Below are 25635 nucleotides of genomic sequence, written 5' to 3' on the forward strand. Positions count from 1 at the left end.
TTTCCACCGGCCGATGCCGCTGCCTTGGCCGGCGCACCCTCAATACGGAGTAGTTATGGTCTCGTTGCAAGAGCAGTTTTTAAAGGCCGGCCTGGTCGACAAGAAGAAGGTCAAGCTGGCCAACCAGGACAAGAGCAAGCAAAAAAAGGACGAGCGCAAAAGCGGCACGCAAAGCGTCGATGAAGTGCGCCTGGCCGCGCTCGAGACGCAGCGCAAGAACGCGGAACGCGCGCGCGAACTGAATGCCCAGCGCGACGCGGCCGCCAACCAGAAAGCCATCGTGGCGCAGATCGCGCAAATGGTGCAGAAGAACCGCCAGAGCAAGGGCAACAACGGCGACGTGCCGTATAACTTCACGTTCAACAACAAGATCGAGCGCATCTACGTGACGGCGGCCGTGCAAGCCCACCTGGTGGCGGGCCGTCTGGTGATCGTCTGCCTGGGCGGCGCCGTGGAACTGGTGCCGCGCATCATCGCCGACAAGATCGCCGAACGCGACCCCGCCATCGTCGTGCGCGTCAAGCAGGCCAGCACGGAAGTGGATGAGGACGATCCGTACGCGGCGTTCCAGATTCCTGATGATTTGATGTGGTAAGAACGATGTGTGGCTGGCCGCAGGCGGCCGCCTTGCGTGTTGAGAACGCCAACCTTCGGGTTGGCTTTTTTTTGCATTAATTCGGTGCGACAGGCAGGCCAAATCCCGCAGGTAATCGCCCCAGGATATCGCCAGTGATGCCGGAGTAAAAAATAATGCCAGCCATATTGCCGGCAAGGTAAATGCTTTGTATTGTTTTCATGTCCGTTCTGTCCGGAGTAAACTCGGACCGGTAGAAATCATAGACCAGGTAAGGCGCCGCCACTTTCATCACGAGCAGCGCCTTCAAGACGGGTAGCTCTTTTTCCGCGACGGCATTTTCCATCGTCAACTGGACTACTGGTTTCTTGTTAGATTGAAAATTGTCACGCTGAAAATCCAGGAACGGGATGCGATTGACTGCAATGCCCAGCCTTGCCGTGTCGGTTTCTTCGATGGGGTATTTTGCGCGATAGCTGCCAGGCCCCTTGTACGGACCTTTTGATTTCAGTTTGGAACTCAATTGAAATTGATCCAGGCCCTTGTATCGCAGTTTGTTGAGGTCGTAGTCAGGAGCGCCGATACCATTGAGCTCAAAAGAGTAAGGCAAGACAAAGAGCTTTACTTTTCCTGTATTCGCATTGAATTCGTAGCTGATGGCATTTGAGGATTGTTCGTTATTCTTGACCGGGGTCACCAAGGCAAACCAGTCATTCAAGCTTGAGTTGCCGATGATTTTTTCATCCAGGGCAGCGGTCTTTCTACGCTGATAATCAGCCGTCGATTCGAATTCGCCTTTTTTGTCGGCCAAGAATTTTTGTATGGCGGTCACGGCGAGGCCAAGCGGCAAGCCAGGGTAGTCGGGATCAATGCGGCCGCTTGCCAGCATCTGCATGGAAAACGTCGACGCTGCCAGCCTTTTTTCCCATGGCCTGAGTGGGATTGCGCGCTGAGGTTCCTGCTGCGTGGCGCTTGACGACGTTGTCACCTGTTCTGCAACTTGCGCAGGCTGCGCCATCCCGGTACTGGCAAGGGCACTGGCAACAGCCAGTAATAAACATTGTTTCACGGTCATGTTCCTTGATACGGGCGTTAATCTTTAATTAATCTTAACATGTTCCCGTGGGGAAAATCCTGTGTCAGGGATGCCGGCGTCTTGTGCAATGGTGCCGGATGATGAGCTGGGAGGGAATGTGACGGCGCCACAAACAAAAACGCCACCCGAAGGTGGCGTTTTTGATAGGTGCTGCTGAATTCTTGGTGGCCCGGGGCGGAATCGAACCACCGACACAAGGATTTTCAATCCTCTGCTCTACCGACTGAGCTACCAGGCCAAGGTGGCGAATTATAGCAGACCAAAACGGGAATGCAAGAGCCGGCGACGACTTTTCCTGGATTTCCTGCATGGGCATCATTTTACTTGCCTGTGGATCAAATATGATTTGATATAAACGGTATTTTTCTCAACAAAGGAAGGGCGCATAGTGTCGTCATCGACATGTATTTGAGAGGACTGCCGCATGAATACCACCACCAATCACACCGCCATCCCTGAAATCGGCCTGGGCACCTTCCGCCTGCAGGGCCAGGTCGTCATCGATTCCGTCACCGCGGGTCTCGACATCGGCTACCGCCATATCGATACGGCGCAAATCTACGCCAATGAAGCCGAAGTGGGCCAGGCGATCGCCGCCAGCGCCGTCCCGCGCGACGCGCTGTTCGTCACGACCAAGATATGGATCGACAATCTGCAGCGCGACAAGCTGATTCCGAGCCTGAAGGACAGCCTGCGCAAGCTGCGGCTGGAACAACTGGACCTGACCCTGATCCACTGGCCGTCGCCGAACAACGCGATTCCCGTGGCCGAGTACATGGAAGCGCTGGCGCAGGCGAAGGCGCAGGGATTGACCAAGGCCATCGGCGTATCGAATTTCACGAATGCGCAGCTGCGGCAAGCCATCGATACGGTGGGCGCATCGGAAATCGCCACGCAGCAGGTCGAGATCCACCCGTTCCTGCAAAACCGCAAGGTCATCGATTTCGCGCGCAGCCAGGGCATCCACATCACGGCCTACATGCCGCTCGCGTATGGCAAGGTGATGGCGGACCCCGTGATCGCGGCCATCGCCGCAAAGCACGGCGTGACGCCGGCGCAAGTGGCCCTGAGCTGGTCGCTGCAGCAGGGCTTTGCCGTGATTCCGTCGTCGACCAAACGCGCCAACTTGGAAGCGAACCTGCATTTCCAGCGCATCACCCTGTCGCCGGACGAGATGGCGCAGATGGCGACCCTGGAGCGGGGCGAGCGCCTGGCCAACCCGGACGGCCTGGCGCCGCAGTGGGATTGAGATGGGCGCCATGATGAAGCTGGGGCAGGGCGGTTTCAGTATCGGCCTGGAACTGCCGCTCGATAATGACTGGTCGTCCATGGGGCGGCAGGCGAATGCGGCGTCCGGCCGCGTGCCGGGCGAACCTGACCTGAAACAGCATGCTGCGCTGGCGAAGCTGGCCGACCGCCTGGGTTTCCGGGCCTTGTGGCTGCGCGACGTACCCCTGTACGACCCGTCGTTCGGCGACGCGGCCCAGGTCTTCGAGGTGTTTACGTACCTCGGCTACCTGGCCGGCATCACGGAGAATATCTTGCTGGGCACGGCCGCCGTGGTGCTGCCGCTGCGCGAGCCGGTGCTGACGTTAAAAGCGGCGGCCAGCGTCGACCAGTTGAGCGGCGGGCGTTTGCTGCTGGGCGTGGCCAGCGGCGACCGGCCCGTCGAGTATCCCGTGTTCGGCCGCGATTTCGAGCAGCGCGGCGCCGCCTTCCGCGAGCAGGTCGCCATGCTGTGCGACTGGGGCGAGACGCACCTGCCGCCCGGCATCCGATTGCTGCCGAAACCGGCCGCACCCTTGCCGCTGCTGGTGGCGGGGCTGGCGCAGCAGTCGCCCGCCTGGATCGGCGCGCAAATGGATGGCTGGCTCGCCTATCCGGGCACGCCGGAAGACCATGCGCGGCGCGCGGCGCAATGGCGCGCCGTGGCCGGCGACGACAAGCCATATGTCAGCTTCATCCACCTGGATCTGGATGAAGATCCGAGCTTGCCGCTGCAGCGCTTCCGCTTCGGCGGGCGCATGGGACGCGATGGCCTGATCGCCGAGCTGCACGCCATGCGCGCGGCCGGCGTGCGGCACATCGGCCTGGAACTGCGGCAGAAGCGCCACCCGTTGGCCGAGGCGATGCAGGAGATCGCGGACCACGTGCTGCCCGTCTTTCATGGCGCCGCTTGATCTGAGGCACGCGTTCTGTACTTCCGGACTATCTGAAACAGCTGGGGCAAACGCTATAATGGCCGCATGAACAGTCCCACTCCCCCCACCATGCGGCGCTTCATGCACAGCCACAGCGACGTTTGCATCGTCGGCAACGGCGCCATCGCGAAAACCACGGCGCTGGCGTTTGCCCAGGCAGGACAAAGCGTCACCCTGTTATCTCCGGCGAGTCCGCCGGCCTCCCCTTCGGCCGCCAAGCCGGTCGAAGCCAGCTGGGACGTGCGCGTGTATGCGCTCAATCACACGGCGCACGACTTGCTGTCGTCGCTGAAGGTGTGGGGCGCTTTAGAGGCCGACAGGGTGGCGCCCGTCGACGCCATGCTGGTCAACGGCGATGGCGCTCAGCCGGGCGGACTCGGTTTCGACGCCTATGGCGCCCATGTGGGCAGCCTGGCGTGGATCATCGAAGACCGCAACCTGGGCCAGGCGCTGGACGCCGCCCTGAAATTCGCGCCGAACGTCAGCGTGCTGCAGGGCCGCGCCAGCCGTCTGGAATGGACGAACGACTCGGCCATCGTGCACCTCGATGGCGGCGACACCATCACCTGCGCGCTGGTGGTGGGTGCGGACGGCGCCCAGTCGTGGGTGCGGGGCCAGTGCGACATCGGCCTCGATTACCGCTCGTATGGCCAGCGCGGCGTGGTCAGCAACTTCGCTTGCGAAAAGCCGCATCATGGCGCGGCCCACCAGTGGTTTACGGGCAGCGAAGGCATCGTCGCGCTGCTGCCGCTGCCGGGCGAGCGCGTCTCTCTCGTCTGGTCGGCGCCCGATGCCCTGGCCGATACCTTGATGGCCGAATCGGCCGATGCTCTGGCCGCGCGCTTGTCCGCATACTGCCAGGACAAGTTGGGCAAGCTCACGCCTTTGCAGCCGGAGCTGGTGCGCGCGTTTCCCCTGACCCTGATGCGCCCGCACGCCATGGTGGCGCCGCGTGTGGCCCTGGTGGGCGACGCCGCCCACGTGGTGCACCCGATGGCCGGCCACGGCATGAACTTGGGCTTTGCCGACGTGGCGCAGCTGGTCAAGACGATCAGCGAACGCGAAGCGCACCGCGGCATCGGCGACGAACGCGTGCTGGCCCGCTATGCGCGCGCGCGCAAGGAAGACGTGCTGCTGATGCAGCTGGCCACCGATGGCCTGGCGCGATTATTTGGCGCCGATCTGGAACCGTTGCGCGTGGTTCGCAATTTGGGATTAAACTTGCTGGATAAATTACCTGCCCTGAAGCGGAAAATGATTTCGCACGCATTGGGACATCAGTAAATATCAGCGTATCTTAAGATATCGCCGGATAATGGCATTAGTGAAAATTCAAGGTCGCCGCAGCTCGTCTGCGGCGCTCGTTTTATTAAAGAGATAACGGCGCCGGGCCCCCTGTCAGTTTCGCCGGGCGTTTCAAGTGGAGAAGTGATAGTGATAACAATGAACAGAAGCATGAGCAAAATCGCCTTGCTGATGGCCTCGGGCCTGATGATGTCGTGCGCTGGCGCGGAAACGCCGACGGAAGCGAACATCAAAAAGCTGATCGAGCCGCGCCTGGGCGAAGGCGCCAAGGTCGATTCGGTCAAGGAAACGCCGTACGGCGGCCTGTACGAAGTGCGCACGGGTGGCGACATCCTGTACACGGACAAGAGTGCGCAATACCTGTTCGTCGGCCACGTCTTTGACGCCAAGACCTCGCAGGATCTCACCAAGGTGCGCCTGGACGAAGTCAACCGCATCAAGTTCTCCGATCTGCCGCTCGATTCGGCCATGAAGACCGTCAAGGGCAATGGCAAGCGCGTGATCGCCGTGTTCGAAGATCCGAACTGCGGCTATTGCAAGCGCTTCCGCCAGAACGCGCTCAAGGAAATCGACAACGTCACCGTCTACACCTTCATGTACAACATCCTGTCGCCCGATTCGATCGTCAAGTCGCGCAATGTGTGGTGCGCGCCGGACCGCAACAAGGCCTGGGATGACTGGATGTTGAACGGCAAGGCGCCAGCCACGGTCGCCGCCACTTGCGCCAACCCGCATGAAAAAATCCTGGCCCTGGGCCAGCAGCTGCGCGTCTCGGGCACGCCAGCCATCTTCTTTGCCGACGGCAGCCGCATTCCGGGCGCGGTCGATGCGAAAACGCTGGAACAGAAATTCTCGACCATTAAGTAATCCGGGCTGTCGCCAGGAAGGCTGGACGGCGCGCCCTCGCAAGGCGCGCTTTTTTTTGCGTTTTTTTTCGCTGTCGTATCATCAAGTGTTGTTCGTAGACGCCATAACAATCCAAAAAAGGGGAAGCAGCAGATGATTACCTTGAATATCAACGGACGCGACACGCAAGTCGACGCCGATCCCTCCACGCCCATCCTGTGGGCGCTGCGCGATAACCTGAACATGACGGGCACCAAGTTCGGTTGCGGCGCGGCCCTGTGCGGCGCCTGCACGGTGCACCTCGACGGCCAGCCGATACGCTCGTGCATCACGCCGATTTCCTCGGTGGGCGCGCAAAAGATCACCACCATCGAAGCGATGGAAAACGACCAGGTGGGCAAGGCCGTGCAGGCGGCATGGGTACGCCACGACGTGCCGCAATGCGGCTACTGTCAAAGCGGCCAGGTGATGAGCGCGACGGCGCTGCTGCGCACCAACAAGGCGCCCAGCGATGCCGACATCGATGGCGCCATGAGCGGCAATATCTGCCGCTGCGGCACCTATCAACGGATCCGCGCGGCCATCAAGGACGCGGCCAAGACCCTGGCCTGAGGAGATCGGCATGCGTATCGAATGGTTGAATCAGGAAGCATTGCAGCATGGCGGGGTGACCCTGGGCGCGGCGCTGGCATCGGCGCCGGTGGCTGTGGTTGGCGCGGCCGATGGCGTGTCGCGGCGCGGTTTCATGAAAGCCGGCGCGGTGGCTGGCGGCGGCTTGATGCTGGGCTTTTTCCTGCCGGGCGCAGGCAAGCTGGCGCAGGCGGCCGATGCCGCTCCCGCCAAGCCCGTGTATGCACCGAACGCGTTTTTGCACATCGCCCCCGATAACACGGTGACGGTGCAGGTGAACCGGCTGGAATTTGGCCAGGGCGTGCAAACGAGCTTGCCCATGCTGATCGCCGAGGAACTCGACGCCGACTGGAGCCTGGTGCATGGCGCACTCGCGCCGGCCGGCGAGCAGTACAAGGATGCCGCCTACGGCATGCAGATGACGGGCGGTTCGGGCAGCATCGCCCATTCGTTTACGCAGTACCGCGAAATCGGCGCCAAGGCGCGCGCCATGCTGGTGGGCGCCGCCGCCGCGCAGTGGAAGGTCAATCCCGACCAGGTGCGCGCCGCCAAGGGTGTGCTGTATGGGCCCGGCGGACAAAAGGCGACCTACGGCGAGTTTGCCGACGCGGCCATGCGCCAGCCCGTGCCCACCACCGTCAAACTGAAAGACCCGCGCGAATTTTCCATCATCGGCAAACCCGTGAAACGCCTGGACGCGGCCGCCAAGTCGACGGGCAAGCAGCAGTTCGGCATCGACTTCAAGCCGCCCGGAGCGAAAGTGGCCATGGTGGCGCGTCCGCCCGTGTTTGGCGCCAAGGTGGCGAAATTCGACGCCAGCAAGGCGAAAGCCATCAAGGGCGTGCTGGACGTGCTGGAAGTGAAGACCGACCGTGGCGGCAGCGGCGTGGCCGTCATCGCCGACGGCTACTGGCCTGCCAAGCAGGGGCGCGATGCGCTGGTGATCGAATGGGATACGAGCGCCGTCGAAAAGGTCAGCAGCGACAAGCAACTGGCCGCCTTCAAGGCGCTGGCGAAAACGCCGGGCACTGTCGCCAGGCCTGCCGACATGGGCAAGCTGGCCAAGGCACCGAAGAAGATCGAAGCCGTCTACGAATTCCCCTACCTGGCGCACGCGCCGATGGAGCCGCTCAACTGCGTCGTTGACCTGCAAGCGGACAAATGCACGATGTGGGTCGGCTCGCAATTCCAGACGGGCGACCAGGCGGCGATTGCGGCGACTTCCGGCCTGAAGCCGGAGCAGGTGACCCTGCACACGATGATGGCCGGTGGCGGCTTTGGCCGGCGCGCCGTGCCCTCGTCCGACTACGTGGTTGAAGCCGTCAACGTCGCCAAGGCGTACCGCGCGGCTGGCAAGAGCGGCCCATTGAAATTGATGTGGAGCCGCGAAGACGACATCAAGGGCGGCTACTACCGGCCGTCGCATGTGCACCGCGCGCAGATCGGCCTTGACGCCAAGGGCAAGATCCTCGCCTGGGACCACACCATCGTGGGCCAGTCCATCATGGCTGGCACGCCGTTCGAAGCCTTCATGGTGAAAAATGGCGTCGACGGTACCATGGTCGAAGGCATGGGCGAGCCGTACACCCTGCCGATGAAGCTGTCGGTACACACGGTCAAGGCGAACGTGCCCGTGCTGTGGTGGCGCTCCGTCGGCTCGACGCACACGGCCTTCGTCATGGAAACCCTGATCGACGAGGCGGCGCACGTGGCGAAGATGGACCCCGTAGCCTACCGCAAGCAGCTGATCGATGCCAAGCATACGCGTCACATCGCCGCGCTGGATCTGGCCGTGGCCAAGTCCGGCTATGGCAAGAAGAAGCTGCCGAAGGGACAAGCCTGGGGCGTGGCCATGCACGAGTCGTTCAATTCCGTCGTCGCCTACGTGGTGACGGCCTCGGTGGTCGAAGGCGCGCCCAAGCTGCACCAGGTATGGGCGGGCGTGCATTGCAACCTGGCCGTCAACCCCTTGACGATCGAGGCGCAAGTGCAGGGCGCCGCGCTGATGGCGCTGGGCATGACCATCCCCGGCGCGGCCATCACGCTCAAGGATGGCGTGGTGGAGCAGCAGAACTTCGGCGACTACCCGGTGCCGCGCATGCCCGACATGCCCGTGATCGAGGTGCACCTGGTGCCGTCGGGCGACGCGCCGACGGGCATGGGTGAGCCGGGCGTGCCGCCATTGGCACCTGCCTTTGCCAATGCGCTGTTCGCCCTGACGGGCAAGCGCCTGCGCAAGCTGCCGTTCGACCTGGCGGCCGCATGACGGCAGCGGTTTTTTGAGTACGGTCGGCATCTTGCTGGCAGCCGGAAGGGGACGCAGGTTCGACCCTTCCGGCATACAGAATAAATTATTACAGCCGCTGGCCGAAGGCCCGCATGCGGGCTTGCCCGTGGTGGTGGCGGCAGCAAAAGCCATGCTGGCCGCCTTGCCGCGCGTGCTGGCCGTGGTGCGCGCAGACGATACGCAGGTGGCGCGCGTGCTCGGCGCGCTGGGCTGCGAAGTGCGCGTCTGCCATGACGCCGACACGGGCATGGCCGCCTCGCTCACCTGCGCCATCGATTACGTGCGCGGCGCGCCGGGCTGTCTGATTGCCCTGGGCGACATGCCTTTCGTGGAAGCGGCTACAATCGCCGCCTTGTCGCAAGCCATTGGCGATGGCGCGCACATCGCCGTGCCCGTGTTCGAGGGACGGCGCGGCAATCCTGTCGCGTTTGGCGCCTATCACTTGCCGCTGCTGCTGGCGCTCGATGGCGACCAGGGCGCGCGCAGCATCGTCAACAGCCATGCCGTATGCGAAGTGACAGTGGACGACGGCGGTATCTTGCGCGATATTGATACACCTGACGATTTGTCGCCGGTGCATGGCGCGCCCGGGCGATTGTAGAATATCCATGCCAAACACGAGGAAAACATGAAGAAAGCACCGATTAAAAAAATCACCGCAAAAGCCTCCGGCAATGCCACAAGCAAAGCCGCAGCGAAAGCCGCACCGGCCGCCGGCATCATCTACAGCATCGCCGCAGCGGACCTGGCAGGCCACATGTTCAAGGTGACGTTGACGGTCAAGTCGCCGGCCGCCATCGGCCAGGTGCTTTCCCTGCCGGCCTGGATCCCGGGCAGCTACATGATCCGCGAATTTTCGCGCAACATCGTCAGCATCCGCGCCGAGTCCGAAGGCAAGGACGTGGCGCTGACCAAATTGGACAAGCACTCGTGGCAAGCCGCGCCGTGCAAGGGCCCGTTGACGGTCGAATACGACGTGTATGCATGGGATCTGTCCGTGCGCGCCGCCCACCTGGACCAGAATCACGGCTTCTTCAACGGCACCAGCGTGTTCCTGCGCGTGCTGGGCCAGGAATCCGACGCCCATGAAGTGCACATCGTGCAGCCTAAGGATGCGGCCTGCAAGACCTGGCGAGTGGCCACCACCCTGCCGGAACTCAAGGCGAAGCGCTATGGCTTCGGCAGCTACCAGGCAGCCAACTATGATGAGCTGATCGACCACCCGGTGGAGATGGGCGACTTCGCGCTGGCCACCTTCACCGCGCATGGCGTGCCGCACGATATCGTCGTCACGGGCAAGGTGCCGAACCTGGACCTGGACCGTTTGTGCCGCGACCTGAAAGCCATCTGCGAAACGCAGATCGCCTTCTTCGAGCCGAAGACCAAAAAAGCGCCGATGGACCGCTATGTGTTCATGACCATGGCCGTCGGCGACGGTTACGGCGGCCTCGAACACCGCGCCTCGACGGCGCTGATCTGCGCGCGCGCCGACCTGCCGACGACGGCGTCAAATGGCACCGAGATCGGCGATGGCTACCTGAAATTCCTGGGCCTGTGCAGCCACGAGTACTTCCACACCTGGAACGTCAAGCGCATCAAGCCGGCCGCCTTTGCGCCGTACAATCTGCAGGCGGAAAGCTACTCGCCGCTGCTGTGGCTGTTCGAAGGCTTCACCAGCTATTACGATGACCTGATGCTGGTGCGCGCGGGCCTGATCGACGAAGCGGCCTATTTCAAACTGCTCGGAAAAACCGTCAACAGCGTCTTGCGCGGCAGCGGCCGCACCAAGCAAAGCGTGGCCGATTCCAGCTTCGACGCCTGGGGCAAGTACTACCGCCAGGATGAAAACGCGCCGAACGCCATCGTCAGCTACTACACCAAGGGTTCGCTGATCGCGCTGGCCTTCGACCTGACGATCCGCACGAAGACGAACGGCGAAAAGTCGCTGGACGACGTGATGCAGGCGCTGTGGCAGCGCTATGGCCGCGATTTCTACAAGGGTAAAGCGCGCGGCGTGACGCCCGCCGAAGTCGAAGCCCTGTTCGATGAAATTTCCGGCACGCGCATGAAACCGTTCTTCGAGCGCTACATCCGCGGTACGGACGACGTGCCGCTGGCGCGCCTGCTGGCACCATTCGGCGTGAAATACAGCGACGCGCGCAAGGCGGAAAAAACCAGCCTCGACGTCAACCTGGGCCGCGACGGCAACGACGCCAAACTGGCGCAGGTGCACCAGGGCGGCGCCGCCCACGCAGCCGGCCTGTCGGCGGGCGACGTGCTGGTGGCCGTCGATGGCTTGCGCGTGACGGGCACCAACCTGGACACCCTGCTGGGCCGCTACGCCGTTGGCGCCAGGGTGGCCATCCACGCCTTCCGCCGCGACGAGCTGATGACGTTCGCGGCTGTGCTGCAGGGCGACCGCGTGCCGGGCGTCAGCCTGGCCCTGCTGCCGGCGCCAAAGAAAGCCACGGGACCGAAGCGCCCTAGCGCAGCATATGCAGATGCTCATGCAGTAGGACAGAAGACCGGCCGTTACTGGCCGGTTTTCTATTTCAAGCGGCAATTTCTCAATGCAGCGTATCCGCCGGCCGCATTGGTGTCTTGCCATCATATTTGCTGCATATGAACTAATTTTTCCTTAACTAAACTAAAATTGTCGAACTGCTTCTTTTAGATCGCGCCCAACGTGCAAACCCTCGATCCCCGAACCATCATGCTGATGACGACCCTGATGTGCGGGGCGATGAGCATCGTCATGTTCTCGGTGTATCGCAGCTTCCGGCGCGAGGTGCAGGGCCTCGGGCATTGGGCGGCCGGTCTGCTGTTGCTGGTGTGCGCATCCCTGCTGTTCGGCACCCGCGAGGTGCTGCCGCCGGCATTGTCCATGATGGCGGCCAACGCGACGCTGGTGGCCGGCATCGGCCTGTCGATGCTGGGCACGGAGAAATTCTTCGGCCTGGCGTCCAGCCGTCGCGCCTATCTGCTGATACTCGCCCTGGCCATCGCCGGCAATGGCTGGTGGCTGCTGGCGCGCCCCGATTTTTCTATGCGCGTAGCGGTCTTTTCCCTGCTGGTCTTCCTGTTTTACGCGCGCCAGGTACAACTGGTGTGGCGCCATGGCGAGCGCCACTTTTCCAGTTTTTTCTTTGGCGCGCTGATGCTGATGCAAGCTGTCGTGGTGCTGGCGCGCGGCGTGTCGGCCTTGCTGCATGGCGGCGCCAGCGTGAACCTGATGGTGGCCGGCACGCCGGCCGGCATCTATCTGGCGGTCGCCAATTTCATGGCGCTGCTGCTGACGGTGGGCTTCATGACGGTGGCCACGCGGCGCCTGCAGCAGATACTGGAGCGCCGCTCGACCCACGATCCGTTGACGCAGGTGCTGAACCGGCGCGGCTTTGGCGACGCCTATGCGCGCGCGACAGACAATCTGCGGCGCCGCCGTCTGCCGCTGACACTGCTCAGCATCGACCTCGATTACTTCAAATTGATCAATGACCGCTACGGTCACGCGGTGGGCGACCAAGTGCTGGCGCATGTGGCCGCCGTCATCGGCAGCGCCTTGCGCGAATCGGATTGCGTGGCGCGTTTCGGCGGCGAGGAGTTCGTCGTGCTGATGCCGGACATGCCGGCGCATAACGCGCTGGGCGTGGCCGAACGCATCCGCGCCTTGCTGCACGAGCCCAGTCATGCGGGCCTGCCGCCGTGTACGGTCAGCATCGGCGTCGCTTGCCAGGCATCGGTGGTGGAGGGGCTGGAACAGCTGCTGTCGCGCGCCGATGCGGCCCTGTACCTGGCCAAGGAGCGGGGACGCGACCGCATCGAACTCGATGCCTGCGTGGTTACTGAGGGCCGGACAATGTCCGCAGCTGGAAGCGGTACTGGTCGTTGAACAGGAAGGTTTCGGAAAAATCGAAGGTCCGGGCGTGGCGGCGCATCAGGTGCCCGGCCGGTGGAAACGCGTTTTGCACGCGCCGCACGGCGGCCAGCGCGGCGGCCGATGCTTCGCTGTTGCGCGAACGGTGCACGTGCACGCTTTTCAGTTCGCCGTCAGGGTCCACGCTCAGGTCGAGCACGACGATGGCGGGCAGCATGGGCGGCAGGCGCCCGCTGAACGTGTATTCAGCGTTGGCCGCCATGATCTGCTGCGCCACCAGCGATTTGTAGGCGTCGATGCTGGCGGCCAGCTGTATCGCGGCCGGCGTGCGAGGGGGCGTGGACGTGGGTGCGTTCACCGCTGGTGGCGGCGTACTTTGGCAGGCTGCCAGCAGGCTGGCGACGGCAAGGACGGTGATCGCGTGTCTCATGGCTGCCAGCCTACCATGGTTTAACTGAACAGGCGTTCCAGCTCCACGCCGGGGTCTGGCGCACGCATGAACGCTTCGCCCACGAGGAAGCTGTGGATGTGCGCATCGCGCATGCGCTGTACGTCGGCCGTGCTGTGGATGCCCGATTCCGTGATGATCAATTTGTCTTGCGGGATGCGCGGCAGCAGGCCGAGTGTCGTTTCCAACGACGTCTCGAACGTGCGCAGGTTGCGGTTGTTGATGCCGATCAGCGCGCTCTTGAGCTTGAGGGCCGCCGTCAGTTCTTCGCCGTCGTGGCTTTCGATCAGCACGCCCATGCCCAGTTCGTGGGCGCACGCTTCCATCTCCGCCATCAGGCCATGGTCGAGCGCCGCGACGATCAGGAGGATGCAGTCGGCGCCCATGGCGCGCGCTTCATAGATCTGGTACATGTCGACCATGAAATCCTTGCGCAGCACGGGAATGGCGCAGGCGGCGCGCGCCTGCTGCAGATACTCCACGCTGCCCTGGAAGAACTGCTCGTCGGTCAGAACGGACAGGCAAGCCGCGCCGTGCTGGGCATAGCTGGCGGCGATGTCGGCAGGGCGGAAGTCGGCGCGGATCACGCCTTTCGACGGCGATGCCTTTTTCACTTCGGCGATGATGCCGGGCTTGCCGGCGGCGATGTGCTGGCGCAGGCTTGCTTCAAAGCCGCGCAGGCCGGCGCGCAGTGCGCTGTCGCTTTCCACGTCGCCGCGCAGGCTGGCCAGGCTGCGGCGGGCTTTGGCCTTGGCCACTTCATCGGCTTTGACGGCCAGGATTTTATCGAGTATGTCGGACATGATGGTCGCTATTCTATAAAGGAGGGCGGAGGACTTACGCTTGCGCCGGGGTGCCCAGCTGCTGCGTCACCTGCACGAATTGGTCGAGTTTCGCCAGCGCGGCGCCCGAGCTGACGGCGGTGCGCGCGCGCGCCAGGCCGTCTTCGATCGAGCTGGCCACGCCGGCTGCATACAGCGCCGTGCCCGCGTTCAGAGCGACGATGTCGGCAGCGGCACCAGGCTCGCCGCGCAGCGCTTCCATCATCTTCGCTTTCGATTCGGTGGAATCGGCCACTTTCAGGTTGCGGCTGGCGATCATCGACATGCCGAAGTCTTCCGGATGGATTTCATATTCGCGGATTTCGCCGTTGACCAGCTCGCCCACGAGGGTAGAGGCGCCGAGCGACACTTCATCCATATTGTCGCGGCCATACACGACGATCGCATGCTGCGCGCCCAGGCGCTGCAGCACGCGCACCTGGATGCCGACCAGATCGGCGTGGAACACGCCCATCAAGATGTTCGGCGCGCCGGCCGGATTCGTCAGCGGCCCCAGGATATTGAAAATCGTGCGCACGCCCAGCTCCTTGCGCACGGGCGCCGCATGCTTCATGGCCGCATGGTGGTTCGGTGCGTACATGAAACCGATGCCCGTTTGCGCGATCGACTGGGCGATCTGCTCGGGCTGCAGGTTGATGTTGACGCCCAGGGAGTCCAGCACGTCGGCGCTGCCGGACGAGGATGAGACGCTGCGCCCGCCATGCTTGGCCACGCGCGCGCCGGCCGCCGCCGCCACGAACATCGAGGCGGTGGAAATGTTGAATGTGTGCGCGCCGTCGCCGCCCGTGCCGACGATGTCGAGCAGGTTGGTGGTGTCGGCCATGGGCACCTTGGTGGAAAATTCGCGCATCACTTGCGCGGCGGCGGCGATTTCGCCGATGGTTTCCTTTTTCACGCGCAAGCCCATGGTGAGGGCCGCGATCATGGTGGGCGACATTTCGCCGGACATGATCTGGCGGAACAGGTACAGCATTTCGTCGTGAAAGATCTCGCGGTGTTCGATGCAGCGCAGCAGGGCTTCTTGTGGGGTGATCGGCATGATGCTTCCTTCTTCAATGATGGCGCAGGAGGACACTGATGGCACGCCGGGGCGTGCGCATGGGATCAGCGCTCGAGGAAATTCTTCAGCAGGGCGTGGCCGTGCTCCGAGAGGATCGATTCGGGGTGGAACTGCACGCCCTCGATATCGTATTCCCGGTGGCGCACGCCCATGATTTCGCCGTCGTCCGTCCACGCCGTCACTTCCAGGCAGGAAGGCAGCGAGGCGCGTTCGATCGCCAAAGAGTGGTAGCGGATCACTGTGAAGGGGCTGGGCAAGCCTTTGAAAACGCCCACGCCCGTATGCGCGATGAGTGAAGTCTTGCCATGCATGACTTGCTTGGCGCGGATGACTTTACCACCAAACGCTTCGCCGATGGCCTGGTGGCCCAGGCACACGCCCAGTATCGGCTTCTTGCCGGCGAAGTGCTTGAGCACTTCCACCGAGATGCCCGCCTGCGCTGGCGCTTTCGGGCCAGGCGAGATGCAGATGCGGTCCGGGTTCAGCGCCTCGATCTGTTCGATCGTGATTTCATCGTTGCGGTAGACCCGCACGTCTTCGCCCAATTCGCCGAAATACTGCACGATGTTGTAGGTGAAGGAGTCGTAGTTGTCGATCATGAGCAGCATCTTAAAACCCTCCATCCAGGCCATCTTGCACTTGTTCGGCGGCGCGCAGTACGGCGCGCGCCTTGTTTTCCGTTTCCTGCCATTCCATTTCGGGAATGGAGTCGGCCACGATGCCGGCCGCGGCCTGCACGTACAGCATGCCGTCCTTGACCACGCCCGTGCGGATCGCGATCGCCACGTCCATTTCGCCGCCAAACGACAGGTAGCCGCAGGCGCCGCCGTAGATGCCGCGCTTGGTGATTTCCAGTTCGTCGATCACTTCCATGGCGCGCACTTTCGGCGCGCCCGTCAGGGTGCCGGCAGGGAAGGTCGCGCGCAGCACGTCCAGGTTCGACAGGCCCTCCTTGAGGGTGCCTTCCACGTTCGAGACGATGTGCTGCACGTGCGAGTATTTTTCGATGACCATGCGGTCGGTGACGTGCACGCTGCCTGTCTCCGCGATGCGGCCGATATCGTTGCGCGCCAGGTCGATCAGCATCACGTGCTCTGCGATCTCTTTCGGGTCGGCCAGCAGCTCGGCCGACAGTTCGGCGTCGCGCTCGGGCGTGGCGCCGCGCGGACGGGTGCCGGCGATGGGACGCAAGGTGACCTTCTTGCCGCCGTCCGCCGTCTTCTCGTTGCGCACCAAAATCTCGGGCGAGGCGCCGATGATCTGCATGTCGCCGAAATTATAGAAGTACATATACGGCGATGGGTTGAGCGAACGCAAGGCGCGGTACAAAGTCAGTGGCGAATCGACATACGGCTTGCGGATGCGCTGGCCGATCTGCACCTGCATCAGGTCGCCCGCCATCACGTATTCATGCGCCTTGGCGACGGCCTTCAGGTAGTCTTCCTTGGAAAAGTCGCGGATGGTTTCCGTGCGCACGGAAGCGCTGGTGACGGGCGCATCGACACCGCGGCGCAGCATCATGCGCAAGTCTTTCAGGCGCTGCTGCGCTTTCGAAAACGACTCGGGCTGTGTCGTATCGGCGTAGACGATCAGGTAGAGCTTGCCGGAGAGGTTGTCGATGACGGCCAGTTCTTCCGTCACCATCAGCTGGATGTCGGGCAGCTTCAAGTCATCTTTCGGCGCGCCGCCGGCCAGTTTTTTCTCGATGTGGCGCACGGTGTCGTAGCCGAAGTAGCCGGCCAGGCCGCCGCAGAAGCGCGGCATGCCGGGGCGCAGGGCGACCTTGAAGCGCGACTGGTACTGTTCGATGAAGTCGAGCGGATTGCCTTCGTGCTCTTCGATCACGACGCCGTTCTTGACGATTTCGGTGCGCTTGCCATGGCTGCGCAACACGGTCGTGGCGGGCAAGCCGATGAAGGAATAGCGGCCGAAGCGTTCGCCGCCGACGACGGATTCAAGCAAAAAGGTATTCTTGCCGCCTTGTTGGGCCTGTGCCAGTTTCAGGTACAGGGTGAGCGGCGTTTCCAGGTCGGCGAACGCTTCCGCGATCAGGGGGATGCGGTTGTAGCCTTGCTGGGCCAGCGATTTGAATTCGAGTTCGGTCATGTTTCTCTCCATGCCGTCAGGGTATGCGTGTGCATGGTGCACAAACCCTGCGGTGGGTTATCAAAAAACTTGCCGGGGCACGCAACATGCGCAATGTGCGCAAACTATACGGGTGCAGCCGGCAGCAATCGTAACGGCTCGGCCCTTAAGCCTGCCAGGATTGCCAGCGTCGCCAAAGCCAGGCCTCAATCGAGCCGGTTTGGGTGACATTGTGTTTTTTGATGAGAAACGTGTTCACGATATGGTGGTGGGTTTGGTCAGTATGCCGGTTAGTTTTGCATGCTAATAAAACGGGCTGCTTCGAGCAGTGTCTTTACTATACCATCGGAATCGGTATCGTGTATAGAGTGTCCGTGATTGTAGCCATACGGTACCGTCAGTACGGGGCAAGCCGCAGCCCTGGCCGCTTGCGCGTCATTCGAGGAGTCGCCGATGGCCACCACTTTGGCGGGCGCCAGGTCGAAATCCGCGCACACTTGCAGCAGCGGCATCGGGTCCGGCTTCTTCCTCGGCAGCGAATCGCCGCCGTAGACGATCTCGAAATACTGGTCGAGATTTTTCTGCTTCAGCAGGGGCAGGGCGAAGGCGATCGGCTTGTTGGTGACGCAGGCCAGGCGCAAGCCCGCCGCCTTCATCGCCGCCAGTCCCGCTTCCACGTCCGGATACAGGGTGCTGAACTGGCCGTTGATGGCCAGGTAGTGGCGCTGGTAGCCGTCCATCGCCTGCTCGAAACGCTGTTCCACGCCGGCCGCATCGAAGTCGAGCGCCAGCACGGTGCGGATCAGGTTTTCCGAGCCCTTGCCCACCATCAGTTTGATGGCGTCGGCGCTGATGGGTGCCAGGTCCAGTTCCGCGCGCATGCCGTTGATGGCGACATGAAAATCGGGCACGGTGTCGAGCATCGTGCCATCGAGGTCGATGATGGCGGCGCGCACGCCGGCCAGTACGTGGTCTTTCACCGTGCCCGCTTGCATCAGGCGCCCTTGACGGCTGCCAGCTCGGCGCGCATGGCGTCGATGACGGCTTTGTAGTCTGGCTTGCCGAAGATGGCCGAGCCGGCGACAAAGGTGTCGGCGCCGGCAGCGGCGGCAGCGGCGATGTTGTCGATCTTGATGCCGCCATCGACTTCCAGCATGATGTCACGGCCCGATTCGTCGATCATGCGGCGCGCTTCGGCGATTTTCTTCAGCGCCTGCGGGATGAAGGACTGGCCGCCGAAGCCTGGATTGACGGACATGATCAGGATGATGTCGATCTTGTCCATCACGTGTTCCAGGTAGTGCAGCGGCGTGCCCGGGTTGAATACCAGGCCCGATTTGCAGCCATTGTCGCGGATCAGCTGCAAGGAGCGGTCGACGTGATCCGACGCTTCAGGGTGAAAGGTGATGATGTTCGCGCCAGCCTTGGCGAAATCCGGGATAATGCGATCGACAGGCTTGACCATCAGGTGCACGTCAATGGGTACTTGCACGTGCGGGCGGATCGCTTCGCACACCAGCGGGCCGATGGTCAGGTTCGGCACATAATGGTTATCCATCACGTCGAAGTGGATGATGTCGGCGCCGGCGGTAACGACGTTGCGCACTTCCTCGCCCAGGCGGGCAAAGTCGGCGGACAGGATGCTGGGAGCGATACGGAATGTAGTCATGGTGGAGTAGCCAAAGGATAGAAAATGCGAAGATGCGCTATTTTACGCTTGACGCCGCCGCCATGCCTCATTGAAGCACGATGAATCACAGAATACACGGCGCGCCGTGGCCTATGCGGCACACGCGCCGCCATAATGACTGCAATGTCTGAATAGGAATGACGATGGCGACTTATGAATTTACGGTAACGGTCAAGACGCAATACCTGCCCGAGCAATCGGCACCGGACCAGGGGCGGCACGTGTTCAGCTACACGATCCGCGTCGTCAACACGGGCACGGCTGGCGCGCAACTGATTTCGCGCCACTGGGTCATCACGGATGCGAACAACAAGGTGGAAGAGGTGCGCGGCCTGGGCGCCGTCGGCCACCAGCCGCTGCTGCAGCCGGGCGAACAGTTCGAATACACGAGCGGCACCATGCTGGGCACGCCGCAAGGCTCGATGCACGGCGAGTATTTCTGCGTGGCCGAAGATGGCCATCAGTTTGAAGCGCCGATTCCCGAGTTCGTGCTGTCGGTGCCACGCACCCTGCATTGACGCAACGCCGGGGGCTTGCGCCCCTTACTTCAGTTTTTCGGTGCTGTCCTGTTCTTCGCCGAGCTGCTTGCGCGCCGGTGGGACGGGTTTTTTACCCGAATACATGGTCCACCAGACTATAAATGCCAGCAAGAAGAACGCCACCAGCGCCTCTATCATCAAGATCCACATACGCACCCCTATGTTATTTACCCGCAGCTTAGTATTTACCCGCCGTCTGTTGACACGCGGTAGTCTACCCGTTTCAGTCGGCGCCGTCGCGCTTGCGCTGTCCGCCTGTACCACGCCGCCCGCGCCGCCCGCTGCCAGCGGCAAGGCGCCGCCCATCGCGCCGACCGTCGTCAGGCCGGTTCCGGCCAAGCCGGCCGACGCCAAGGACGCCGCGGATGCGGCGGCCCCCACCTTCGTGCCCGCCAAATTTTCCGCCTTGCCTGGCTGGGCCCGCGACGACATGCGCGCCGCCTGGCCCGCTTTCATGGCTTCGTGCGGCGTGCTTGTGAAACGTCCGGACTGGAAGGAATCGTGCACCATCGCGCGCCAGGTGAATGCCGACAGCGACAAGGCCATCCGCCTGTTCTTCGAGACCTTCTTTGTGCCGAATCAAGTCATCACCGCCGATGGCGCCAGTACCGGCTTGGTGACCGGCTACTACGAGCCGCTGCTGCACGGCGCGCGCAAGCGGGGCGGCCCATACCAGACACCGCTGTACAAGGTGCCCGACGACCTCGTCTCGGTGGATTTGTCCGGCGTGTATCCGGAACTGAAAAACATGCGCTTGCGGGGCAAGCTGGTCGGCAAGAAGGTGATACCGTATGCGACCCGCGCCGACATCGAGCGCGCTACGTCCATCACGGGCAAGGAATTGCTGTGGGTGGATGACGAAGTCGAAGCCTTCTTCCTGCAGGTGCAGGGCTCCGGCCGCGTGCAGCTGACCGACACCCAGGAAACCGTGCGCGTGGCCTACGCGGACCAAAATGGTCATCCGTATAAATCGATCGGCCGCTACCTGGTCGACAAGGGCGAGCTGACCCTGAGCCAGGCGTCCGCGCAGGGCATCAAGGCGTGGATCGCTGGCCACCCCACGCGCAAGGATGAATTGTTCAACGCCAATCCCAGCTATGTCTTCTTCAAGGAAGAGCGCCTGCCCGATCCGAAAGTGGGGCCGAAGGGCGCGCTGGGCGTGCCGCTGACGCCGCAGCGTTCGGTGGCCATCGATTCGCGCTTCTTGCCGCTGGGCGCGCCCGTATTCCTGTCCACCACGCAAGCCAATAGCGAGATTCCCATGCAGCGCCTGGTGATGGCGCAGGATACGGGCGGCGCCATTCGCGGGCCGATCCGTGTTGATTACTTCTTTGGTTTTGGCGCGGAAGCGGCCGAGAATGCGGGCCGCATGAAGCAGAGCGGCGCCGTGTGGGTGTTGTTGCCGAAGCAGGCGCCGGCGCGCTAGGGAAAGCGTCGCCGGGCAGTTCGTGGTGTCGCTTAGCGCAAGACCATCACTGGCAAGTGGGTATGCGCCAGCACTTTTTGCGTTTCGCTGCCCACGAACAGCTTGTTCAAGCCCTTGCGGCCGTGCGAGGCCATCAGGATGATGTCGCAATGGTAGGTTTGCGCCGCATTGACGATTTCATCGTGCGGGCTCGGCGACACGGCGACCACGCCTTCGAAAGGTACGCCGGCGGCGCGCGCCGCTTCGCCGATCTTGTCGATGGCGCGTTGGGACGCTTCCTGCATCTGCTGTTCATACAGGCTGGCGTCGAGCACGATGCCGCCGTCCGCCATCGGCGAGAACGGAAACGGCTGCACCACGCTGATGGCGACCAGCTTGGCCTTGTTCAATTGGGCGAAGGCGAGGGCGGTCTCGGCGGCTTTGTCGGACAGCGGCGAGCCGTCGGTGGGAAATAAGATGGTGTTAAACATAGCGTGCTCCTCAAGTGATGTAAGACAGCTTATGGATTTACATCAATTAAAACCTTGATATAAATCAAACCTCACAGGCTTTGGCGTGAATAGTGTCGCCAAGGCAATCTTTTGCCAGTGTATTCCCGTTCACCGCTTCAGGTGCGCACGCTACGCAGCGGCGTGCCCCACACCATGGCCACCGTCAACACGATGCTGCCGGCCGCGATGCAGGCCAGGCCATTGCGCACGCCAAAATGTTCCGCTATCCAGCCGGCGGCCAGCGCACCCAGCGGCGCCGTGGCCACCGTCAGGAAGCGCATGGTCGACGTCATGCGACCCAGCATGGGGTCGGGTGTGACTTTCTGGCGCAAGCCCAGGTAGGGAATAAAGAACAGCATCACGCCGCAATCGAAAAAGAACATCAAGATGGCATACGCCACGGCGCTGGCGGCCGCGCTGCCGAACAGCGCGGCGGGTATCGTGGGCGTCAGGGCAAAACAGAGCGAGGTCGATGCCAGGCCGATCAGGATGGTGCGGCCGGCGCCATAGCGCTTCGTCAAGGGCTTGACGATGAAGGCGCTGAGCAGGACGCCGGCGCCGCCGAGCATCTGCGTCATGCCCAGCACGCCCGGACTCATGCCCAGGTCGCGTGTGGCGAACAGCACCGTCAAGGCCATGCTGGCGTAAAACAGGAAGTGCCAGATGCCGGCGCCCCAGGCCAGCGCGCGCAGCAGCGGTTCGCGCCAGACGAACAGCAAGCCGTCGGCGATGTCGCGCAAGGCGTGCTTGTCGGATGGAGCAGGGCGCGGGTCGCGCACGCTCATGGCGCGCAAATTGCAAACCGAAATCAGATAGCCGCACGCCGTGCACAGGATGGCGACGGGCGCCGACAGCACTTGCACCAGCACGCCGGCCAGGCCGGGACCGATCAGGCGCGAAGCCGATTCGGTGGCGGCAAATTTCGACTGCGCATCGATCAAGCCATCGCGGCCCACGAGGAAAGTCAGAAACACCTGTTCGGCGCCGCCACCGACGACGAAGCCCGTGCCGATGATGAAGCCCACTATATATAACCATGGCATCGACAGCACGCCGCACCAGTAAGCCACGGCGACGCTGGCCAGGGCCAGGCCCGACATGCTTTCGCTGAACAGCATGATCGGGTGCTTGCTGCGCCGGTCCAGCAGCACGCCGACGGGCAAGCCGAAGAGGGCGAACGGCAGCGCCTGCAGCGCAACCAGCACGCCCATCTGTTCCGGCGTCGCATGCAGCAAGAGCACCGCGCACAGGGGCAGGGCCAGCGAGGTGATCTGGGCGCCGAAGCAATTGAGGCCGTTGCTGAACCACAGGCGGCGGAAGTTGACGCTGGCGGCGCTGCCGTCGCCGCGCAGGTAGTGGGCGCAATACTGGAAGAGGGAGGAGAAAATATGCTGCTCGATAAAAAAGATCGGGCTCACAATAATAGCAGCGCACCTGCCGCGCCGCTGCCGTTAGCCGCTACAATCGTTGCACCGTTCATCGAGAGGAGACACTATGCAATACGAAGACCTGATCATCGATATCCAGGACAAAGTGGCGGTCATCCGCCTGAACCGCCCCAAGGCGCTCAATGCCTTGAATGAGAACATGATGAATGAGCTGGGCGACGCCTTGCTGAAGTTCGATGCCGACGAGAGTATCGGCTGCATCGTCCTCACGGGCAGCGAAAAAGCATTTGCCGCCGGCGCCGACATCGCGGCCATGGCCGATTACACCTACCCGGATACCTATACCCAGGGCTACATCAGCCGCAACTGGGAGCATATCTTGCGCGTGCGCAAACCGGTGGTGGGCGCCGTGGCGGGCTATGCGCTCGGTGGCGGCTGCGAACTGGCCATGATGTGCGATTTCCTGATCGCCGCCGACAGCGCCAAATTCGGCCAGCCGGAAATCAAGGTCGGCGTCACGCCGGGCGCGGGCGGCACGCAGCGTCTGCCGCGCGCCATCGGCAAGGCCAAGGCCATGGATCTGTTGCTGACGGCACGCACCATCGACGCTGCCGAGGCGGAACGCATCGGCCTCGTGTCGCGCGTGGTGCCGGCTGACAAATTGCTGGAAGAAACCCTGGCCGCCGCCAAGACCATCGCCGCCATGCCGACCTCGGTTGCCATGATGATCAAGGATTGCGTCAACCGCGCCTTTGAAACCACCTTGACCGATGGGGTCGCCTACGAGCGCCGTTTGTTCCAGGCCGCCTTCGGTACGCCTGCGCAAAAAGAAGGCATGCACGCTTTCCTTGAAAAGCGCTTGCCAAACTTCGACGGTCTTTGATATGATTCGCCTCCCCGATGAGACGCACTGGTTTGCGGCACAAAAGGGACGGCCTTCAGGGGCTGGGTAGTAGAAAAAGAAGGTTGACGAAATGCTGCAAACGCTTCATACTCTTCCTTCTTCGCAGCTGACAAACACAACGCTTTGTCGATAGCGCGAAAGCAGTAACCGAATACAGTTCTTTAACAATTAACAGTCGATAAGTGTGGGCATTTGATGTAAGTGCAGCGTCAATCTTCGGATTGGCGTAAAACTTAAAATATCAAATGTTCACAAGAAATAATGAAATAGGCGACTTCTWCGGAAGTAGCCTGTCAGTTTTTTGAGTGAGCAAACACCTCGCAATGCGAGGGGTTTGAACTAGTTAAATAGTTCGACCATGCCGGTAAAACGGCAAAGTAACAGAGATTAAACTGAAGAGTTTGATCCTGGCTCAGATTGAACGCTGGCGGCATGCCTTACACATGCAAGTCGAACGGCAGCACGGAGCTTGCTCTGGTGGCGAGTGGCGAACGGGTGAGTAATATATCGGAACGTACCCTGGAGTGGGGGATAACGTAGCGAAAGTTACGCTAATACCGCATACGATCTAAGGATGAAAGTGGGGGATCGCAAGACCTCATGCTCGTGGAGCGGCCGATATCTGATTAGCTAGTTGGTAGGGTAAAAGCCTACCAAGGCATCGATCAGTAGCTGGTCTGAGAGGACGACCAGCCACACTGGAACTGAGACACGGTCCAGACTCCTACGGGAGGCAGCAGTGGGGAATTTTGGACAATGGGCGAAAGCCTGATCCAGCAATGCCGCGTGAGTGAAGAAGGCCTTCGGGTTGTAAAGCTCTTTTGTCAGGGAAGAAACGGTGAGAGCTAATATCTCTTGCTAATGACGGTACCTGAAGAATAAGCACCGGCTAACTACGTGCCAGCAGCCGCGGTAATACGTAGGGTGCAAGCGTTAATCGGAATTACTGGGCGTAAAGCGTGCGCAGGCGGTTTTGTAAGTCTGATGTGAAATCCCCGGGCTCAACCTGGGAATTGCATTGGAGACTGCAAGGCTAGAATCTGGCAGAGGGGGGTAGAATTCCACGTGTAGCAGTGAAATGCGTAGATATGTGGAGGAACACCGATGGCGAAGGCAGCCCCCTGGGTCAAGATTGACGCTCATGCACGAAAGCGTGGGGAGCAAACAGGATTAGATACCCTGGTAGTCCACGCCCTAAACGATGTCTACTAGTTGTCGGGTCTTAATTGACTTGGTAACGCAGCTAACGCGTGAAGTAGACCGCCTGGGGAGTACGGTCGCAAGATTAAAACTCAAAGGAATTGACGGGGACCCGCACAAGCGGTGGATGATGTGGATTAATTCGATGCAACGCGAAAAACCTTACCTACCCTTGACATGGCTGGAATCCCCGAGAGATTGGGGAGTGCTCGAAAGAGAACCAGTACACAGGTGCTGCATGGCTGTCGTCAGCTCGTGTCGTGAGATGTTGGGTTAAGTCCCGCAACGAGCGCAACCCTTGTCATTAGTTGCTACGAAAGGGCACTCTAATGAGACTGCCGGTGACAAACCGGAGGAAGGTGGGGATGACGTCAAGTCCTCATGGCCCTTATGGGTAGGGCTTCACACGTCATACAATGGTACATACAGAGCGCCGCCAACCCGCGAGGGGGAGCTAATCGCAGAAAGTGTATCGTAGTCCGGATTGTAGTCTGCAACTCGACTGCATGAAGTTGGAATCGCTAGTAATCGCGGATCAGCATGTCGCGGTGAATACGTTCCCGGGTCTTGTACACACCGCCCGTCACACCATGGGAGCGGGTTTTACCAGAAGTAGGTAGCTTAACCGCAAGGAGGGCGCTTACCACGGTAGGATTCGTGACTGGGGTGAAGTCGTAACAAGGTAGCCGTATCGGAAGGTGCGGCTGGATCACCTCCTTTCTAGAGTTTGCACGAATCAGAAATGATTC

General features: G+C 61.7%; 24 protein-coding genes, 1 tRNA gene and 1 rRNA gene. 14 read left to right on the forward strand and 12 right to left on the reverse strand.

The features are described from left to right. The first annotated feature begins 55 nt into the window (after window positions 1-55). Window positions 56-595, forward strand: a complete 540-nt coding sequence (locus AC4BCN_RS04690) for a DUF2058 domain-containing protein (protein ID WP_034753528.1) — start codon at window positions 56-58, stop codon at window positions 593-595. A gap of 76 nt (window positions 596-671) precedes the next feature. Here AC4BCN_RS04690 and AC4BCN_RS04695 read toward each other — a convergent pair whose 3' ends face one another. Both AC4BCN_RS04695 and AC4BCN_RS04700 read right to left on the reverse strand, forming a co-directional pair. Next, window positions 672-1649, reverse strand: a complete 978-nt coding sequence (locus tag AC4BCN_RS04695; RefSeq protein WP_338680703.1) for a hypothetical protein — start codon at window positions 1647-1649, stop codon at window positions 672-674. A 183-nt stretch (window positions 1650-1832) separates the two neighbouring features. Next, a tRNA-Phe gene (locus AC4BCN_RS04700) sits at window positions 1833-1908 on the reverse strand. 186 nt (window positions 1909-2094) lie between these two features. Here AC4BCN_RS04700 and dkgB point away from each other — a divergent pair. The 9 genes from dkgB (at window position 2095) to AC4BCN_RS04745 (ending at window position 12828) form a co-directional block, all read left to right on the forward strand. Continuing rightward, on the forward strand, window positions 2095-2919 hold the full coding sequence (gene dkgB, locus AC4BCN_RS04705; protein WP_338680704.1) for a 2,5-didehydrogluconate reductase DkgB: 825 nt from the start codon (window positions 2095-2097) through the stop codon (window positions 2917-2919). 1 nt (window position 2920) lies between these two features. Continuing rightward, window positions 2921-3850 (forward strand): TIGR03571 family LLM class oxidoreductase, encoded by a 930-nt coding sequence (locus AC4BCN_RS04710; RefSeq protein WP_490492691.1) that lies wholly within the window; start codon window positions 2921-2923, stop codon window positions 3848-3850. Between the two features lie 66 nt (window positions 3851-3916). Then, complete coding sequence (locus tag AC4BCN_RS04715) at window positions 3917-5155, forward strand: FAD-dependent monooxygenase (RefSeq protein WP_490492692.1); 1239 nt, start codon at window positions 3917-3919, stop codon at window positions 5153-5155. Window positions 5156-5326: 171 nt separating this feature from the next. Next, a complete protein-coding gene (locus AC4BCN_RS04720) occupies window positions 5327-6043 on the forward strand; it encodes a DsbC family protein (protein ID WP_223279140.1) in 717 nt (238 codons plus the stop codon). A gap of 132 nt (window positions 6044-6175) precedes the next feature. Beyond that, window positions 6176-6634, forward strand: a complete 459-nt coding sequence (locus tag AC4BCN_RS04725; protein WP_034753534.1) for a (2Fe-2S)-binding protein — start codon at window positions 6176-6178, stop codon at window positions 6632-6634. A gap of 10 nt (window positions 6635-6644) precedes the next feature. Next, complete coding sequence (locus AC4BCN_RS04730; RefSeq protein ID WP_490492693.1) at window positions 6645-8918, forward strand: xanthine dehydrogenase family protein molybdopterin-binding subunit; 2274 nt, start codon at window positions 6645-6647, stop codon at window positions 8916-8918. Between the two features lie 13 nt (window positions 8919-8931). Then, window positions 8932-9540 carry a nucleotidyltransferase family protein gene (locus AC4BCN_RS04735; protein ID WP_490492694.1) on the forward strand — a complete coding sequence of 203 codons (609 nt, stop codon included), beginning with the start codon at window positions 8932-8934 and terminating at the stop codon, window positions 9538-9540. 27 nt (window positions 9541-9567) lie between these two features. After that, window positions 9568-11565, forward strand: coding sequence for a M61 family metallopeptidase (locus AC4BCN_RS04740; protein WP_490492695.1), 1998 nt, complete (start codon window positions 9568-9570; stop codon window positions 11563-11565). An 87-nt stretch (window positions 11566-11652) separates the two neighbouring features. Next, window positions 11653-12828, forward strand: a complete 1176-nt coding sequence (locus AC4BCN_RS04745) for a GGDEF domain-containing protein (protein WP_490492696.1) — start codon at window positions 11653-11655, stop codon at window positions 12826-12828. On the opposite strand, the gene AC4BCN_RS04750 is transcribed toward AC4BCN_RS04745, so the two are convergent. The 7 genes from AC4BCN_RS04750 to rpe all read right to left on the reverse strand — a co-directional run bounded on the left by AC4BCN_RS04750 (window position 12779) and on the right by rpe (window position 18917). Further along, window positions 12779-13243 carry a hypothetical protein gene (locus AC4BCN_RS04750; protein ID WP_490492697.1) on the reverse strand — a complete coding sequence of 155 codons (465 nt, stop codon included), beginning with the start codon at window positions 13241-13243 and terminating at the stop codon, window positions 12779-12781. The two genes, AC4BCN_RS04745 and AC4BCN_RS04750, sit on opposite strands and share 50 nt — an antisense overlap. 20 nt (window positions 13244-13263) lie before the next feature. Further along, window positions 13264-14064, reverse strand: a complete 801-nt coding sequence (trpC, locus tag AC4BCN_RS04755; RefSeq protein WP_128141218.1) for an indole-3-glycerol phosphate synthase TrpC — start codon at window positions 14062-14064, stop codon at window positions 13264-13266. A 34-nt stretch (window positions 14065-14098) separates the two neighbouring features. Further along, a complete protein-coding gene (trpD, locus tag AC4BCN_RS04760) occupies window positions 14099-15142 on the reverse strand; it encodes an anthranilate phosphoribosyltransferase (RefSeq protein ID WP_034753540.1) in 1044 nt (347 codons plus the stop codon). A gap of 65 nt (window positions 15143-15207) precedes the next feature. Further along, entirely contained in the window at window positions 15208-15771 is a 564-nt protein-coding gene (locus AC4BCN_RS04765) for an aminodeoxychorismate/anthranilate synthase component II (protein ID WP_092719017.1), read from the reverse strand. Window position 15772: 1 nt separating this feature from the next. Continuing rightward, entirely contained in the window at window positions 15773-17269 is a 1497-nt protein-coding gene (trpE, locus tag AC4BCN_RS04770) for an anthranilate synthase component I (protein WP_490492698.1), read from the reverse strand. 269 nt (window positions 17270-17538) lie between these two features. After that, window positions 17539-18243, reverse strand: coding sequence for a phosphoglycolate phosphatase (locus AC4BCN_RS04775; RefSeq protein ID WP_319992283.1), 705 nt, complete (start codon window positions 18241-18243; stop codon window positions 17539-17541). Further along, entirely contained in the window at window positions 18243-18917 is a 675-nt protein-coding gene (rpe, locus tag AC4BCN_RS04780; protein ID WP_034753544.1) for a ribulose-phosphate 3-epimerase, read from the reverse strand. Before rpe ends, AC4BCN_RS04775 begins: the two co-directional genes overlap by 1 nt. A gap of 164 nt (window positions 18918-19081) precedes the next feature. Here rpe and apaG point away from each other — a divergent pair, with 164 nt between their 5' ends. Continuing rightward, a complete protein-coding gene (apaG, locus tag AC4BCN_RS04785) occupies window positions 19082-19456 on the forward strand; it encodes a Co2+/Mg2+ efflux protein ApaG (protein ID WP_034753698.1) in 375 nt (124 codons plus the stop codon). 24 nt (window positions 19457-19480) lie between these two features. Here apaG and AC4BCN_RS04790 read toward each other — a convergent pair whose 3' ends face one another. Further along, window positions 19481-19615 (reverse strand): hypothetical protein, encoded by a 135-nt coding sequence (locus tag AC4BCN_RS04790; protein ID WP_319992284.1) that lies wholly within the window; start codon window positions 19613-19615, stop codon window positions 19481-19483. A gap of 61 nt (window positions 19616-19676) precedes the next feature. Between AC4BCN_RS04790 and mltA the strand changes: the two genes are divergently transcribed. Beyond that, complete coding sequence (mltA, locus tag AC4BCN_RS04795) at window positions 19677-20903, forward strand: murein transglycosylase A (protein ID WP_490492699.1); 1227 nt, start codon at window positions 19677-19679, stop codon at window positions 20901-20903. A gap of 32 nt (window positions 20904-20935) precedes the next feature. Here the strand turns inward: mltA and AC4BCN_RS04800 are convergent, their stop codons facing one another. Next, the gene (locus AC4BCN_RS04800) at window positions 20936-21373 is read right to left on the reverse strand and encodes a universal stress protein (RefSeq protein ID WP_034753546.1); all 438 of its coding nucleotides are present in this window, start codon (window positions 21371-21373) and stop codon (window positions 20936-20938) included. Between the two features lie 137 nt (window positions 21374-21510). Further along, on the reverse strand, window positions 21511-22812 hold the full coding sequence (locus tag AC4BCN_RS04805; RefSeq protein WP_223279143.1) for an MFS transporter: 1302 nt from the start codon (window positions 22810-22812) through the stop codon (window positions 21511-21513). Window positions 22813-22888: 76 nt separating this feature from the next. On the opposite strand from AC4BCN_RS04805, the gene AC4BCN_RS04810 reads away from it, so the two are divergent. Both AC4BCN_RS04810 and AC4BCN_RS04815 read left to right on the forward strand, forming a co-directional pair. Further along, window positions 22889-23665, forward strand: a complete 777-nt coding sequence (locus tag AC4BCN_RS04810) for an enoyl-CoA hydratase (protein ID WP_219329776.1) — start codon at window positions 22889-22891, stop codon at window positions 23663-23665. A 410-nt stretch (window positions 23666-24075) separates the two neighbouring features. Then, window positions 24076-25606, forward strand: a 16S ribosomal RNA gene (locus tag AC4BCN_RS04815). Window positions 25607-25635: the final 29 nt, after the last annotated feature.

The sequence above is a fragment of the Janthinobacterium sp. Bl 1 genome (genome assembly GCF_058215535.1).

Excerpts from the sequence above, each read along its gene's own strand:
- AC4BCN_RS04710 (WP_490492691.1), top strand. The coding sequence starts at position 2,921 with ATGGGCGCCATGATGAAGCTGGGGCAGGGCGGTTTCAGTATCGGCCTG.
- AC4BCN_RS04690 (WP_034753528.1), top strand. The coding sequence starts at position 56 with ATGGTCTCGTTGCAAGAGCAGTTTTTAAAGGCCGGCCTGGTCGACAAG.
- rpe (WP_034753544.1), bottom strand. The coding sequence starts at position 18,917 with ATGACTACATTCCGTATCGCTCCCAGCATCCTGTCCGCCGACTTTGCC.
- trpE (WP_490492698.1), bottom strand. The coding sequence starts at position 17,269 with ATGACCGAACTCGAATTCAAATCGCTGGCCCAGCAAGGCTACAACCGC.
- AC4BCN_RS04695 (WP_338680703.1), bottom strand. The coding sequence starts at position 1,649 with ATGACCGTGAAACAATGTTTATTACTGGCTGTTGCCAGTGCCCTTGCC.
- AC4BCN_RS04740 (WP_490492695.1), top strand. The coding sequence starts at position 9,568 with ATGAAGAAAGCACCGATTAAAAAAATCACCGCAAAAGCCTCCGGCAAT.
- AC4BCN_RS04810 (WP_219329776.1), top strand. The coding sequence starts at position 22,889 with ATGCAATACGAAGACCTGATCATCGATATCCAGGACAAAGTGGCGGTC.
- AC4BCN_RS04720 (WP_223279140.1), top strand. The coding sequence starts at position 5,327 with ATGAGCAAAATCGCCTTGCTGATGGCCTCGGGCCTGATGATGTCGTGC.
- trpD (WP_034753540.1), bottom strand. The coding sequence starts at position 15,142 with ATGCCGATCACCCCACAAGAAGCCCTGCTGCGCTGCATCGAACACCGC.
- AC4BCN_RS04745 (WP_490492696.1), top strand. The coding sequence starts at position 11,653 with ATGCTGATGACGACCCTGATGTGCGGGGCGATGAGCATCGTCATGTTC.
- dkgB (WP_338680704.1), top strand. The coding sequence starts at position 2,095 with ATGAATACCACCACCAATCACACCGCCATCCCTGAAATCGGCCTGGGC.
- AC4BCN_RS04725 (WP_034753534.1), top strand. The coding sequence starts at position 6,176 with ATGATTACCTTGAATATCAACGGACGCGACACGCAAGTCGACGCCGAT.
- AC4BCN_RS04775 (WP_319992283.1), bottom strand. The coding sequence starts at position 18,243 with ATGCAAGCGGGCACGGTGAAAGACCACGTACTGGCCGGCGTGCGCGCC.
- AC4BCN_RS04750 (WP_490492697.1), bottom strand. The coding sequence starts at position 13,243 with ATGAGACACGCGATCACCGTCCTTGCCGTCGCCAGCCTGCTGGCAGCC.
- AC4BCN_RS04730 (WP_490492693.1), top strand. The coding sequence starts at position 6,645 with ATGCGTATCGAATGGTTGAATCAGGAAGCATTGCAGCATGGCGGGGTG.
- AC4BCN_RS04715 (WP_490492692.1), top strand. The coding sequence starts at position 3,917 with ATGAACAGTCCCACTCCCCCCACCATGCGGCGCTTCATGCACAGCCAC.
- trpC (WP_128141218.1), bottom strand. The coding sequence starts at position 14,064 with ATGTCCGACATACTCGATAAAATCCTGGCCGTCAAAGCCGATGAAGTG.
- AC4BCN_RS04800 (WP_034753546.1), bottom strand. The coding sequence starts at position 21,373 with ATGTTTAACACCATCTTATTTCCCACCGACGGCTCGCCGCTGTCCGAC.
- apaG (WP_034753698.1), top strand. The coding sequence starts at position 19,082 with ATGGCGACTTATGAATTTACGGTAACGGTCAAGACGCAATACCTGCCC.
- AC4BCN_RS04790 (WP_319992284.1), bottom strand. The coding sequence starts at position 19,615 with ATGATAGAGGCGCTGGTGGCGTTCTTCTTGCTGGCATTTATAGTCTGG.
- AC4BCN_RS04765 (WP_092719017.1), bottom strand. The coding sequence starts at position 15,771 with ATGCTGCTCATGATCGACAACTACGACTCCTTCACCTACAACATCGTG.